Source organism: Sphingobium phenoxybenzoativorans (assembly GCF_018286635.1).
GTDB classification, from domain to species: domain Bacteria; phylum Pseudomonadota; class Alphaproteobacteria; order Sphingomonadales; family Sphingomonadaceae; genus Sphingobium; species Sphingobium phenoxybenzoativorans.
The window spans coordinates 487,743-501,369 of the sequence record NZ_CP073910.1 but is presented as its reverse complement, the minus strand read 5'-3'; the positions used below and the strand labels follow the sequence as shown (position 1 = coordinate 501,369).

Here is a 13,627-nt window from a genome sequence, read left to right as displayed (position 1 = left end):
TGCGCCTTGCGATTGGGCAAGCATATTAGGCGCATAATACAGCTTTTAGGGAGTTCCCCCACATGCCCTTCTCCTTCCGCGGGCCGATCGCCGCGACCCTGCTCGCCGGCACATCCTTTTCCGCCCAGGCCGCCACGACCCCGCTCGACAAGGAAGCGGACGCTTATCTGTCCGCCCTGCCCATCACCGGCGCGACGCCGGAATCCGTGGCCAAGCGGTGCGACGAAACCCTGTCGCTGGCCGCCAAGGCGAAGGCCGCGCTGGAATCCCGCAAGGGCAAGGCAAGCATCGACGGCGATTTCGCAGCCTATGACACGCTGTCGCTGATCCTGAGCGATGGCAGCAGCGAGATGTACCTGATTTCCGAAACCTATCCGGTGAAGGAAGTGCGCGCGGCCGCAGAAGCCTGCCTGCCCAAATTGTCCGACGCCGCGACCGGCGTGAACCTGTCCCGCCCGATCTATGACCGGCTGGCGGCGATCCCGACCGCGAAGCTCGACGCCAAGACCGGCTTCACGCTCAAGAAGATGCTGACCAATTACAAGCTGGCGGGCGTCGACAAGGATGACGCGACCCGCGCGAAGGTGACCCAGCTTCAGAAGGAAATCACCGAGACCGGCCTGCTGTTCGCCAAGAATATCCGCGACGACAAGGGCGACATCCCCCTGAAACCCGCCGAACTGGCCGGACTACCGAAAGATTTCCTGGACAGCCACAAGCCGGGCGCGGACGGGCTGGTCCATCTGACCTTCGACTATCCCGATATCTTCCCGGTGCTCGACTTCGCCAGCATCCGGGAAACCCGGCGCAAGGTGACGACGGCCTTCGCCAATCGCGGCTATCCGGCGAATGAGGCGGTGCTCAAGACGCTGCTCGAAAAGCGCTTCGAGCTGGCGCAGACGCTGGGCTATCCCGACTATGCGACGCTGGCGACCGCCGACAAGATGATCGGCGACCCGCAGCGCGCGGCGCAGTTCCTGGAGGATGTGAACGTCGCGGCAAAACCGGGCGCGGACGCCGACTATGCCGAACTGCTCGCCTTCGCCAAGACCGTCGATCCGACGATCACCAAGCTGGAGCGGTACGACAACAGCTATATGAGCAACCTGCTCCGCAAGAAGAAATATGCCGTGGACGCCAATGAGGTCCGCGAATATTTCACCTATGACAAGGCGCGGTCGGGCATCTTCAAGCTGATCGGCGACCTGTTCGGCGCAGACATCCGGCCGTGGAACACGCCGGTCTGGGACAAGAGCGTCACGGCATGGGAGCTGTATGACGGCAACAAGCTCGTCGGCCGCTTCTACCTCGACATGCATCCGCGCGAGGGCAAGTTCAGCCATGCCGCGCAATTCCCGATCCGCACCGGCATCGAGGGACGGCAGATCCCCGTCGGCGCGCTGATCTGCAACTTCCCCGCCACCGGGCCGATGGATCATGACGATGTGACGACCTTCCTTCACGAATTCGGCCACCTCATCCATTCCCTATATTCAGGGCACACCAAATATGGCGTGCAGTCGATGGGCAATCTGCAATGGGACTTCATCGAGGCCCCGTCCCAGCTTCTGGAGGAATGGACCTGGGATTATGACACGCTGAAGGGCTTCGCCTCCAATGCGAAGGGGGAGCCGATCCCGGAGGAGCTGGTCAAGAAGATGAATGCGGGCCGCCGCTTCGGCGAACCGGGCCAGTGGAAGGGGCAGCTCGCCTATGCGGCGGTGTCCATGAACTATTATAACCGCAAGCCGGATTTCGACCTGAAATCCATGTATGACCAGCAGGTATCGCGCTATTCGCTGTTCCCGCCGGTGCCGGACACGCATGCCTATGCGTCCTTCGGCCATCTGGATGGCTATTCGGCGATCTACTACACCTATGTCTGGTCGAAGGCGATCGCGCTGGACCTGTTCACCAAGTTCAAGACGGCGGGCATCCGCGACAAGGCGACGGCCATGCAGTATCGCAAGCAGGTGCTGGAGCCGGGCGGGTCAGAGGACGCCAATGTCCTGATCCAGAATTTCCTGGGACGCCCGCTCAGCCTGGAGGCGTTCAAGGACGAATTGGCGAACAAGTAAGGAAAAAGGGCCGGCGGAGTGATCCGCCGGCCCTTTTTCATTTACCAACATCCGTTCGCCCTGAGCTTGTCGAAGGGTTCGCCTGAGCGGAGGCGAAGGCACTTCACTTCGTTCAGTGGAAGGCTTCGACTTCGCTCAGCCCGAACGGCGGTTGGATTTTCATCAAATTTACGCAACCGTCGCCTTGACGATCTTGCCCGGCGTGCGGGGCGGTTCGCCCTTCGGCAGGGCGTCGACATTTTCCATGCCCTCGATCACTTCGCCCCAGACGGTATATTGCTTGTCGAGGAAGGTCGCGTCGTCGAAGCAGATGAAGAACTGGCTGTTGGCGCTGTTCGGATTGGACGAACGGGCCATCGAGCACACGCCGCGGACATGCGGCTCCGCATTGAATTCGGCCTTCAGGTCCGGCAGCTTCGAACCGCCCATGCCGGTGCCGGTCGGGTCGCCGCCCTGCGCCATGAAGCCGGGGATCACGCGGTGGAAAACCACGCCGTCGTAAAAGCCTTCCTTGGCCAGCGTGGCGATGCGCTCGACATGGCCGGGCGCGAGGTCCGGGCGCAGCTTGATGACCACGTCACCGGTATCCAGGGTCAGGGTCAGCGTTTCGTCGGCCATGAAAAATCCTCTTCTTTACGGGAAAATCGAATTGCGGCCCCATATAGGGACTTGGGGGCAGGATGGAACCCCACGCGCGCCATTGCTTTTGAATTGTGCATGCGCAAAAGGGATCGGATGACGGACGAAACGGACAGCGACGGAGGCGGCGATGAACGAAGTTGGCGCAGCCGATCCGCTGACCGACGTGGAGGACCGCGACACCGCTGAAAATGCGGTGGAGACGGCCGCCCCGGACTCGCTGCATGACGAGGACGACCGGCTGAAACCCGAATTCGTGACCGCCGTCCTCGACGCTGTTGAGGAAGGGCATAATGAAGAAGCGCGCGAGCTGGTTTCGCCGCTGCACCCCGCCGACATCGCCGACCTTCTGGAGCTTACGCCGTCCGAACAGCGCGGCGAGGTTGCCGCCGCGCTGGGCGACCTGGTCGGCGCGGAAGTGTTGTCCGAGCTGAACGATTATGTCCGCGACGACCTGATCGACGCGCTCGCGCCCGAACAGATCGCCGAATTCGCCGGCGAACTCGATACCGACGACGCCGTCGCGATCATCGAGGACATGGACAGCGAGGACCAGCAGGCGGTGCTGGACGCGCTGGCCCCGGAAGATCGCGCCGCGATCGAAAGCGCGCTGTCCTACCCGGAGGAGTCCGCAGGCCGCCTGATGCAGCGCGACCTGATCGCGGTGCCGGAGCATATGTCGGTCGGCCAGGTGATCGACTATCTGCGCGACAACAGCGACCTGACCAGCGACTTCTGGGAAATCTTCGTCGTCGATGAGGCGCACAAGCCGATCGGCACATGCCAGCTTTCCTGGGTGCTCACCTGCCCGCGCGGCATCGCCATTTCCGACCTGATGAAGCGCGAGCAGACACTGATCCCGGTCGACATGGATCAGGAGGAAGTGGCGCTGCGCTTCCAGAAATATGCGCTGATCTCCGCCGCCGTGGTGGACGGCAGCGGGCGGCTGGTCGGCATGATCACCGTCGACGACATATTGCACATCGTGCAGGAGGAAGCGGGCGAGGACGTGCTGCGCCTGTCCGGCGCGGGCGACGGCGACATCAACCAGCCGATCCTGATGACGGTGCGCACCCGCCTGTCCTGGCTGATCGTCAATCTGGGCACCGCCATCTTCGCGGCGTCCGTGGTCGGTTTCTTTCAGGAGACCATCGCCAAATATGTCGTGCTGGCGGTGCTGATGCCGATCGTGTCGGGCATGGGCGGCAATGCCGGGACGCAGACGATGGCGGTGGCCGTGCGCGCGCTCGCCACCAATCAGCTCACCAGTTCCAACACCCGCCGCAACATATTGCGCGAGTTCCGCATCGCGCTGGCCAACGGCTCCGTTCTTGGCTGCCTGATCGGCGTCGCGGTCGGCCTGATCTACCAGAATCACGACCTGGGCATCGTGATCGCCATGGCGATGCTGTTCAACAATCTGGTCGCGGGGTTGGCGGGGATACTCGTGCCGCTGACGCTGGAGAAGGCGGGCGTCGATCCCGCCGTATCGTCGGCGGTGTTCGTGACGACGCTGACCGATGTCATGGGCTTCTTCTCCTTCCTCGGCCTCGCGACGCTCTGGGGGCTTTGACGTCCCCATGCCGTTCTGATCATGCCGCTCAACATCACCAAGATCGCCTTTCGCAGCGAGAATGTGGAGACCCTGCGCGCCTGGCTGGAATCGCATGCCGGCAAGGGCGAGGCGCGGATGACCACGCGCTATCTGCCCAAGCGGGTGGAGGAAATGGCGGGCGGATCGCTCTACTGGATTCACGGCCATATGATCGTCGGCCGCAGCCCGATCATCGGATTTCAGGAAGCCCCGGAAGGACGGCACTGGATACGCCTGGAGCCCCGGCTGATCCCCGTCCACGCCCGGCCCAAACGCGCGCATCAGGGCTGGCGCTATCTGGAGGAAAAGGACGCGCCTGCCGATTTTGGCGGGGATGCGGAGGGCGCGGACGCGATGCCGCCCGCGATGCTGGGGGAATTGTCGAAGCTGGGGTTGGTTTAGGTGTTGCTTTCCCCTCCCTGGAAGGGAGGGGTTAGGGGTGGGTTGCGAGCGAAGCGAGCATATTAGGACCGTGAGAGTACGCCGCTGCGCGGCGGACCCACCCCCAGCCCCTCCCTTCCAGGGAGGGGAGTTCTTATCCTTACCCCAGCATCGCAGCGAAGGCGGGGGTCATCCATTCCTTCGCCGCGCCATCCTCCTTGCGCGTGATCATCAGCGCCGCCAGCCCCTCGTCGGCCGCCAGCGCCAGCCCCCGCTCAACGCCGAGCACCGTCAGCGCTGTCGCCCAGGCATCGGCGATCATCGCGCTTTCGTGGAACACCGACACCGACGCCACACCATTGTCGATCGGCGCGGCGGTGCGTGGGTCGATGCTGTGCGCGTAGCGTTTCCCGCCTTCCTCGAAATAGCGGCGATAGTCGCCGGACGTCGCGACCGACAGACCACAAAGCGCCACATGCGTAACCGGCAGGGTCATGCCCGGCGGCGCCTCCAGATCGACCCACCAAGGTTGCCCGTCCGGCTTCACGCTGGACCCACGCAACTCCCCGCCAATCTCCACGAGGAAATTCCGCAGCCCCATGTCCGACAGACATCCGGCCACGGCATCGACGGCGAACCCCTTGGCGATGCCGGAAAAGTCGAGCGCGACCGGCGCAAGCCTGCGCGCCCGGCCGCCGTCAATCTCTATCGCGCGCCAGCTTTGCGCCGGTAAAGGCGATGGGGAACGCGAGGCGCCCGGACCAAATCCCCACGCCTCCACGGCGTCGCCAATGGCCGGGTCGAACGCGCCGCCGCTTCGCTCCGCAACATGCAGGCCCGCGTGGAGCACGGTCAGGAAATCGGGGGGCAGAGGCTGCCATTCCCCCGGCGCAGACCGGTTGAACCGGCTGATGCCGGAGTCCGGCTCCCAATTGCTCATCTGCGCTATGACGGAGGCCAGCACGGACAGGATCCCCGCTTCCACGCCGTCGGGCAGGCCAGCGGCCGGTGCGGCGATCCGCGCCGACCAGCTTGTCCCCATCGTCGGACCGCCCAGCGAGACGATCCGGCCCATGCGGTCGCGCCCATCGAAGGCGTCGGCCGTCAACGCCGCCGGGATGGCGACGCGCGGGGCGAATTGTGGTGCCGCGCCCGACGCCATCTGGTTCAGGGCGCGAGCACCTCAAGCGTGGTGACATAGCTTGCGCGGCGGGCGGGCGGACCGGCCGGCGCGGCAGGCTTCGGCGCGGCATCCGCAGCGGGCTTGGGCGCAGCGGGTTTGGGCGCAGCGCCACCGGCGGCGGGCGGCGGGCCGCCCTCACGGCCGCCGCCGATGCTGGCGTTCAGCCAATACATGCCCGCTTCCGGCCAGGTCACGGCGACTTTGCCGTCCTTGTCGGTCTTGAGGTCCATCTGACCCGGCGTGCCGCGATAGCGGATGCCGCCTTCAACCACCGTCACCTTCAGGTCAGGGGCGGGCTTGCCGTCCAGCAGGAACTGGAAAGTGGCGGTTTCCTTGGCGACCAGATCATTGGGGTGGGTGACGGGCACCATCTCCAGCCCCTTGCCCGTGGGTTTCAGCACTGTGTCGGTCGGCGCGCCGACGGTGACGAACAGCTCGTTGCGGTTGAACGCCTCGCTGGTCTTTACATCCGTCGCTCCGGCCGGGATGGCGGTCTTGAGCGTTTCCGTGGTGGTGCCGCGCGGCAGGCGGGTCTCCTTGCCGTCCAGCATATAGCTGCCCATGACGAAGTTCGTGGCGGACACGATCTTGTACGTGCCCTTCTGCAGCAGATGCACGTCGAAGGTGCTGCGGTAACGGCCGGTCGAGGCATTCTCGATCTTCACCTCGGTCCCGTCCGGAGCAATCGCCTTCACGGACTCGGTGCGCATCGGCTGATGATCGAAATAGAACAGGTCGTTGGACACGGCGGCGTCCACCGTCACCCACACATCGTCGCCCGACAGCACGGTCGAGGACGGCAGCATCCACTGGCGGTGCGCCTGCGCCGCGCCGGGCAACGCGATCGCCGCCACGGCAGCCATCAGGATGATATTGCGCTTGAAGGATTTCCTCATGATCACTCTCCCCTTATTACTTGCGGAAGCCAAGGGTTACGGCCCCCAATTCGGTGCTGCCCGCGGCGCGCGCGGTCGATCCCGGCTTGGGCGGCCAGGAGAAGGGCACGCGGACCACTTCCCGTCCACCGACTTCGCGGGCGGCTTCAACGGCCAGCGTGTAGTCGCCAGGGGCGATGGCGCCGAGCGGCCCCTTGCCCGCCGTGAAGCTGATCTTCTGATCGCCCGGCGCACGGGTTGCGCCGGACACGCCGTCGGCAGGCAGGGTCAGCGACCGGCCGGACGCGCGCCACCAGCTACGCAAGTCATTCAGCCACTTCTTCCCCTCGCCCTTCGCCTTGTCATAATCGTACCAGACCGACAGCGTACGCGCCGGGGCGCCCGCCTTCTCGATCCAGATGGCGACATAGGGCTGATGATATTCGGCGACCGACATGCGCGGAATGTTGACGGTCACGTCGATCGTCTGCGCCGACGCGGACGGCGCGGCCCCCGCGCCAACAGCGGCGATGCCGGTTAGGATCAGGCTGTGACGTATCTGCATGGATGTGGTCCCCCTAATGGATGAAGATGACGGCGATCACCGCCGGAATGATGAGGCCAAGCGCCACGAGCGGCCATGTGCTGGGGCGCTTCGCGGAATGCAGCCAGAGCAGGAAAAGCCCGGTCAGCGCGAAGATGAAGCAGGCGACCGCGAAGATATCGATGAACCATTTCCAGGCGCTGCCGGAATTGCGGCCCTTGTGCAGATCGTTGAGGTAGGAGATCCAGCCGCGATCGGTCGCCTCGCTGGACACATCGCCGGTTTCCCGGTCGATAGATACCCAGCCGTCGCCGCCGGGGCGCGGCAGGGGCAGATAGACTTCGGCGGCGGACCATTCCGCCTCGCCAGTGGCGGTGCGGCCGACGAATTTCCCGACCCAGGCGGCGACCGGCGCGGGCAGCGGCTTTTTTGAGTCAGGCGCATTATCCGGTGCGATCTGCTTCAACAGGTCGGCGGGCAGCTTTTCCGCAGCCTCGACCACCTTCGGTTCGCCCTCAATATCGGCGGCGTGGTTGAGGGTGATGCCGGTGAAGGCGAACAGCAGCAGGCCGATCAGGCTGATCGCCGAGCTGATCCAGTGCCAGGTATGAAGCTGCTTGAGCCAGAACGTCTTGCGCGCCTTCTTCGCCTTGCCATCCTGCTTGGCCGGTTGTTTGGCGACTTTCATATGCATGGAGGGCTGCGCGAATCCTGCGGAAATGACCTCCGAGCCACTAACGAGAACGATTCGCAATTGCAAACAGCTTTATGTTTCCATTCTGTATTTTCGCGGGCGGGCGCCCATGCAAAAGCCCTGCATCGGCGGCGCTTTTCGGGACATTCCTCCTGATTTCCGGCAGTTGCCTTAGTGGCGAATCATGATAGGCTGACCCAAAGCCTAAAATATGGGCAAGCATAATATTCGGAGAGTATCATGGGTTGCATATCAACCGTCGACCTGCAGACGAAAATGGAAGTGCAGGAACTTGTCAGCCGTTTCTGCCATTTTCTGGATCATAATAATGCCCAGGAATGGACGCGGCTGTTTACCACGGACTGCCACCTGGACGCCGGCTCCGTCGGCATATTCAACGGCCGCGCCGCGATCATCGGCATTCCCGAACTGGTCTACGCCAAGAGCGCCGGCAACTGGCGCCACCATCTGTCGAATGTCATGATCGACCGCACGGGCAATGCCCGCGAACTGGAAATTCACGCCTATTGCCTGGTCACCGACTGGAGCAAGAAGGGCGCGCTGATCTCCTGCTATGATTTCCATGCGCGGCTGCAGAACCGCTGCCACTGGCAGATCGCCGACCTGAAGATGCGGCCGGTTGGCGCATGCGACGGCAATGTCGCGGAACGGGCGGCCGCGGAAAAGTCCCTGTCCCCGATGATGCTGAACTGAACGGGCGTAGAGCCGGTGAATGCGCCTGACCTGGGATTGTCCTAAAACTCGACTTCCAGCTCCGCCATTTCCTCCGGCTCCGCCCTTGCGGCGTCCAGCCATTCGGCCATCGGCGCCCATTCTGTGACGGTCGTGCAATAGAGCGCGCTTTGCGGGGAACAGGGCACGGCGTAGGTCAGGAAGCGCTGCGTCACCGGCGCGAACATCGCGTCGGCGATTGTGGGCCTGTCGCCGAACAGGAACGGCCCGCCATAGGTGGACAGGCATTCCTGCCAGATTGCCTCCACCCGGTCGATGTCCGGCTTCGCGCCCGAAAAGATCGGGAAGGTCTTGTGCCGCACCTTCAGGTTCATCGGCAGCGCGGATCGCAAATTGGTGAAGCCGGAATGGATCTCGCCGGAAATCGCCCGGCAATGCGCCCGCGCGATCCGGTCCGCCGGATACATGCCCGCCTGCGGGTACAGCTCGTTCAGATATTCGGCGATGGCCAGCGTATCCCACACGCTCGCGCCCTCATGCGTCAGGCGCGGCACCAGCACGGAGGGCGACAGCAACAGCAGTTCCGCGCGATTGCTCGCGTCATTCTCGACAACCCGCTCGGTCACCTCCAACCCTGCCAGTTTGCATAGTAGCCAGCCGCGCAGCGACCATGCGGAATAGGTCTTGCTCGACAGGGTAAGTTCCGCCTGTGTCACCAGCTCTGCCATTATTGCCTCTTTTCCATTGCATTGGGCCATGATGCAGCGCAGCATGAATGCACAGATCGGGGCAGATGAAAAGCCGAATCGCCTGGGACGCGACGGCAAGCGGGGACGGTAATGCTGTATCAGGGCTATCAGGCTTGGAGCGACATGCTCGCCCCCGCGCGATTTGCGGCAAAGGCGGCGCTTGGCTTTCGCGACAAATATCTGGGTCCGGTCGGCGACTGGCCGCTTCCGCGCCGCTATTTCGCGATGCTGGACGTATTTTCCGGCACAGAGGTCACGCATGCGCGCCCGTCCTATGGCATAGACGAGGTTATCAGCGGCAATGCGAAGGTCGCCGTGCGCGAGGAGGTCGCGCTCGACATGCCTTTCGGCAATCTGCTGCATTTCAAAAAGGAAGGCAGCGAGGAGGGGCTGACGCCACCCCAGCCCAAGATGCTGGTCGTCGCGCCGCTTTCCGGCCATTTCGCGACCCTGCTGCGCAACACCGTCCACACGCTGCTGCGCGATCATGACGTCTATATCACCGACTGGAAGAACGCCCGCGACATTCCGGTGAGCGAGGGCGCGTTCGGGTTCGACGAATATATCGATTATGTGATCCGCTTCCTGCAGGAGCTTGGCCCCCGGTCGCATGTGCTGGCGGTGTGCCAGCCCTGCGTGCCGACGCTGGCGGCGGTGGCGGTGATGGCGCAGGATGGCGACCCGGCCCAGCCGCGCACAATGACCCTGATGGGCGGCCCGGTCGACACTCGCGTTGCGCCCACCGTGGTCAACAAGCTGGCGCGGGAAAAACCGCTGTCCTGGTTTGAGGAGAAGCTGATTTCCCGCGTCCCCTTCCGCTATCGCGGCGTGGGACGGCGGGTCTATCCCGGCTTCCTGCAGCTCACCGCCTTCATGTCGATGAATATGGAGCGGCATGGCGAGCAGCATCGCAAGCTGTACCAGCTCCTGGCCGATGGCGAGACGCTGGAAGCCGCAAAGATCAAGGAATTTTACGAGGAATATCTGGCCGTTCTGGACATGACGGCGGAATTCTACCTGGAGACGGTGGACGTGGTGTTCCAGCGCGCCTTGCTGGCGAAGGGAGAGTTGGAGCATCGCGGCCGGCTGGTCGATCCATCCGCCATCCAGCGCACCGCCCTGCTGACGGTCGAAGGGGAGCGGGACGATATCTGCGCCGTCGGCCAGACCGCCGCCGCGCATATGCTCTGTTCAACCCTGCGCCCGCATCTGAAACGCCATCATCTGCAACCCGGCGTCGGCCATTATGGCGTGTTTTCCGGCTCCAAATGGGAAAAACAGGTCTATCCCCAGGTGCGCAACCTGGTCCTGGCGATGAGCTGACCGGTCAGGCCAGCGCGGAAAGCCCGGCGCGAAGCCTGCTTCCCCTCTCCGCCGGGCCGAGGGTCCGGTCAATCTCTCCATGAACCTGCGTCCAGACCGGCATGCTGCGCGCCAGCGCGTCCCTGCCCCCGTCCGTCAGGGCCAGCCGCTTCACCCGCCGGTCCTTCGCGTCCGTCACGATCTCCACCAGCCCGTCGCGGGTCAGCGGCTTCAGATTGGCGGTCAGCGTCGTGCGGTCCATGACCAGCAATTGCGCGACCGAACCGATCGAGGGCGGCTCCGGCCGGTTGAGCGCGTTGAGCAGCGAGAATTGCCCGCTGCTGATCCCGAAGCCGCGAAACGCCTCATCAAAGCGGCGCGAAAGCGACCGCGCCGCCCGCTGCGCCGCGAGGCACAGGCAATGGTCGCGCACAAAGAGCGTCTGGTCGTTGGTGACGGGCGGCGGTTTTGACATGCTATTTTTATGTTGATATCAACTTAAAAAGTCAAGCGAGTCAGCGAAGGAGTGGACCATGCCTGTGGACGCCAATGCCGAGATAGAAATCACCGGATTCGCCTGGGTCCCGGACTTTGCGCGCGGCTTCGTCCGCGACCTGCGCCCCCGTTGGGCGTGCGAGGAAGCGGGCATCGGCTATCGCGAGCGGCTGATCAATTTCGAGACCGCCAAGGGCGAGGCATATCGCCGGGAACAGCCGTTCGGCCAGGTGCCCGCCTATCGCGACAATGAGGTGCAGATGTTCGAGAGCGGGGCGATGGTGCTGCGTATCGCCGAACGGTCCGAAACGCTGATGCCGCGCGACGCCGCCGGACGGGCGCGCATCCTGACCTGGGTGACGGCGGCGCTGAACAGCGTGGAGCCGTTCGTGTTCGATCTGGTCGCCATCGACACGTTCAACAAGGAAGCGGAATGGGCGAAACTGCGCCGTCCGGAGGTTATTGAAAGCCTGCGCGGCCGCCTGGGCAGCCTGGCGAACTGGCTGGGCGGGAAAGACTATCTGGAGGGCGATTTCAGCGCCGCCGACATCATCATGGCGACCGTGCTGCGCGAAGTGTCCGACGAGGCATTAATGGCGGAATTTCCGACCCTTACAGCCTATCGGGAGCGGTGCGTCAGCCGTCCCGCCTTCCAGCGCGCGATGGATGCGCAACTGTCGTCCCTCGCCGCGGAACCGGCCATGGCGTGACGCTGTTTCGCGGGGTTCCGGGCCGCGCCGTCGGCAAACCGGCCGGAACCTCGCCATAATCCGCACGTTCTCCGACCCACCAATATGGACAGGAGAGATTATGCGTAAGATCAACCCCACCATGCGCGGCCTCCTCGCCGCGTCGGCGCTTTTCCTGGTTTCCAGCCCCGCATGGGCCGGCGACGAGGAACGCGCGCTTGCCGCCATCGCCCAAGCCCAGGGCAAGATTGATGCAGCCGTCCGCATGAAGGGCGGCGGCGCCGCCCCCGAAACGATCGCCAAGGCGCAGGCCTCCGTACGCATGGCGAAGGAATATTATAAGAGCGGCAAGGAGCAGAAGGCCATTGAGTCGGCGGTAGAGGCCCAGCAGTTCGCCGACACCGCAATCGGCGAGAATAACCAGAGCGCCGACCTGAACACCCAGGCTCAGCAGGAAAGCACCGCCGCCGCGCAACAGGAGGCGGTCAACGCCAATGCGCGGGCCGACGCCGCCGAGCAGGCCGCGAAGAAGTCCGCCGCCGAAGCGCAGGTCGCCCGCGCCGTCGCTGCGCAGTCCAGCAGCACGACCGTCACCACGGAAACGGTCAAGAGCGGCTCCACGCCCAAGCGCAAGGTCGTAAAAACGACAACGCCGACGCGCACCGCAACCACGGAGACGACGACTACGACTGTCTCCAATCCGTGATCCGGAGCGCGCGCTGATTCATTAAGCGGCGTGCTCCTGCGAAAGCACTGAAGCGAGTCACGTGCCTCGCTTCAGCCTAGACCCTCCCCCTGAACTGGGCTCCTGCGTTCGCAGGAGCACGTTTCGAGGCTGGTAATAATCCCTCGCCGCCCATAGCGGCGGGGGATTTTCCAGCTACCGCTCCAGCTTGATCTCGAACAGCTTGGACCAATATTTGCCGGTCACGAACAGCCGGTCCTTTTCGGCGTCATAGGCGATGCCGTTCAGCACCGCGTCCGGGTCCGTCGCCTTGATCTTCGCGACCAGCGGGGACAGATCGATCCAGTCGATGACCGCGCCGGTGCCGGGATCGATCCGGGCGATGCGCTTGTCGTACCAGACGTTCGCCAGAATCTCGCCCTTCACCCATTCCAGTTCGTTGAGCAGCGGCACGGGCTTCCCGTCCCATGTCACGGTGATCCGCCGCACCTCCTCCAGCGTTTCGGGATTGAGGAAGCGCAGCTTGTAGGTGCCGTCGCTCATGATGATCCAGCGCGGTTCGCGGGTCAGGCCCCAGCCCTCGCCTTCATAGGAGAAGCTGGACAGGCGGGTGAAATCGTCGAGCTTCCACACGAAGCCCTGCCGGTGCCGCCATGTCAGGCTGACGATTGTATCGCCCCAGTCGACGATCCCCTCGCCGAAATATTGCGGCGGCAGCGCGACCCGGCGCAGCACCTTGCCGTCCTTCATCCGGACTTGGCGGATGTCGGATTTGCCCGGTTGTCCGGTGCTTTCGTACAGCGTGCCGTCGCGGAAGAAGAGGCCCTCGGTAAAGGCGGTGGGATCGTGGGGGTAGGTTTTGACCAGCTTCCAGGGCGTGTCCGCTTGGGCGGGCAGGGACAGAAGCGCCAGCGATATCCCCGCCAATAACGCCCACTTCCGTTCGCTTCGAGCGTAGTCGAGAAGCCTCGCGCATATGTTTCTCGACTTCGCTCGAAACGAACGGGGGTTGGTAGTCAGGCCGAA

15 protein-coding genes are annotated in these 13,627 nt (G+C 63.9%); 7 read left to right on the top strand and 8 right to left on the bottom strand.

Features of this window, described 5'->3' with window-relative positions; translation table 11 throughout:
* Positions 1–62: 62 nt before the first annotated feature.
* Complete coding sequence (locus tag KFK14_RS02570; protein WP_212609762.1) at positions 63–2,078, top strand: M3 family metallopeptidase; 2,016 nt, start codon at positions 63–65, stop codon at positions 2,076–2,078.
* Between the two features lie 168 nt (positions 2,079–2,246).
* On the opposite strand, the gene KFK14_RS02565 is transcribed toward KFK14_RS02570, so the two are convergent.
* On the bottom strand, positions 2,247–2,696 hold the full coding sequence (locus tag KFK14_RS02565; protein WP_070157434.1) for a peptidylprolyl isomerase: 450 nt from the start codon (positions 2,694–2,696) through the stop codon (positions 2,247–2,249).
* A gap of 151 nt (positions 2,697–2,847) precedes the next feature.
* Here KFK14_RS02565 and mgtE point away from each other — a divergent pair, with 151 nt between their 5' ends.
* Both mgtE and KFK14_RS02555 read left to right on the top strand, forming a co-directional pair.
* On the top strand, positions 2,848–4,290 hold the full coding sequence (gene mgtE / locus KFK14_RS02560; protein ID WP_212609761.1) for a magnesium transporter: 1,443 nt from the start codon (positions 2,848–2,850) through the stop codon (positions 4,288–4,290).
* A 21-nt stretch (positions 4,291–4,311) separates the two neighbouring features.
* Positions 4,312–4,713: a DUF1489 family protein gene (locus tag KFK14_RS02555; protein ID WP_212609760.1), complete on the top strand. Its 402-nt coding sequence runs from the start codon at positions 4,312–4,314 to the stop codon at positions 4,711–4,713.
* Positions 4,714–4,852: 139 nt separating this feature from the next.
* Here the strand turns inward: KFK14_RS02555 and KFK14_RS02550 are convergent, their stop codons facing one another.
* From KFK14_RS02550 to KFK14_RS02535, 4 genes are all read right to left on the bottom strand, one after another.
* Entirely contained in the window at positions 4,853–5,734 is an 882-nt protein-coding gene (locus KFK14_RS02550) for an FAD:protein FMN transferase (protein WP_212610995.1), read from the bottom strand.
* A gap of 125 nt (positions 5,735–5,859) precedes the next feature.
* Positions 5,860–6,771 carry a DUF4198 domain-containing protein gene (locus KFK14_RS02545; RefSeq protein WP_212609759.1) on the bottom strand — a complete coding sequence of 304 codons (912 nt, stop codon included), beginning with the start codon at positions 6,769–6,771 and terminating at the stop codon, positions 5,860–5,862.
* A gap of 16 nt (positions 6,772–6,787) precedes the next feature.
* Complete coding sequence (locus KFK14_RS02540) at positions 6,788–7,315, bottom strand: DUF2271 domain-containing protein (protein ID WP_212609758.1); 528 nt, start codon at positions 7,313–7,315, stop codon at positions 6,788–6,790.
* A gap of 13 nt (positions 7,316–7,328) precedes the next feature.
* Complete coding sequence (locus KFK14_RS02535) at positions 7,329–7,988, bottom strand: PepSY-associated TM helix domain-containing protein (protein WP_246524820.1); 660 nt, start codon at positions 7,986–7,988, stop codon at positions 7,329–7,331.
* 240 nt (positions 7,989–8,228) lie between these two features.
* Between KFK14_RS02535 and KFK14_RS02530 the strand changes: the two genes are divergently transcribed.
* A complete protein-coding gene (locus KFK14_RS02530; RefSeq protein ID WP_070157445.1) occupies positions 8,229–8,702 on the top strand; it encodes a nuclear transport factor 2 family protein in 474 nt (157 codons plus the stop codon).
* 41 nt (positions 8,703–8,743) lie between these two features.
* On the opposite strand, the gene KFK14_RS02525 is transcribed toward KFK14_RS02530, so the two are convergent.
* A complete protein-coding gene (locus tag KFK14_RS02525; protein ID WP_212610993.1) occupies positions 8,744–9,397 on the bottom strand; it encodes a glutathione S-transferase in 654 nt (217 codons plus the stop codon).
* Positions 9,398–9,520: 123 nt separating this feature from the next.
* Between KFK14_RS02525 and KFK14_RS02520 the strand changes: the two genes are divergently transcribed.
* A complete protein-coding gene (locus KFK14_RS02520) occupies positions 9,521–10,753 on the top strand; it encodes a polyhydroxyalkanoate depolymerase (protein WP_070157449.1) in 1,233 nt (410 codons plus the stop codon).
* A 4-nt stretch (positions 10,754–10,757) separates the two neighbouring features.
* Here KFK14_RS02520 and KFK14_RS02515 read toward each other — a convergent pair whose 3' ends face one another.
* Positions 10,758–11,207 carry a MarR family winged helix-turn-helix transcriptional regulator gene (locus tag KFK14_RS02515; protein ID WP_212609757.1) on the bottom strand — a complete coding sequence of 150 codons (450 nt, stop codon included), beginning with the start codon at positions 11,205–11,207 and terminating at the stop codon, positions 10,758–10,760.
* A gap of 58 nt (positions 11,208–11,265) precedes the next feature.
* Between KFK14_RS02515 and KFK14_RS02510 the strand changes: the two genes are divergently transcribed.
* Positions 11,266–11,937 (top strand): glutathione S-transferase family protein, encoded by a 672-nt coding sequence (locus KFK14_RS02510; RefSeq protein ID WP_212609756.1) that lies wholly within the window; start codon positions 11,266–11,268, stop codon positions 11,935–11,937.
* A gap of 100 nt (positions 11,938–12,037) precedes the next feature.
* Positions 12,038–12,622, top strand: a complete 585-nt coding sequence (locus KFK14_RS02505; RefSeq protein ID WP_212609755.1) for a hypothetical protein — start codon at positions 12,038–12,040, stop codon at positions 12,620–12,622.
* Between the two features lie 174 nt (positions 12,623–12,796).
* Here the strand turns inward: KFK14_RS02505 and KFK14_RS02500 are convergent, their stop codons facing one another.
* Positions 12,797–13,528 (bottom strand): glutaminyl-peptide cyclotransferase, encoded by a 732-nt coding sequence (locus KFK14_RS02500; protein WP_246524818.1) that lies wholly within the window; start codon positions 13,526–13,528, stop codon positions 12,797–12,799.
* Between the last annotated feature and the right edge of the window lie 99 nt (positions 13,529–13,627).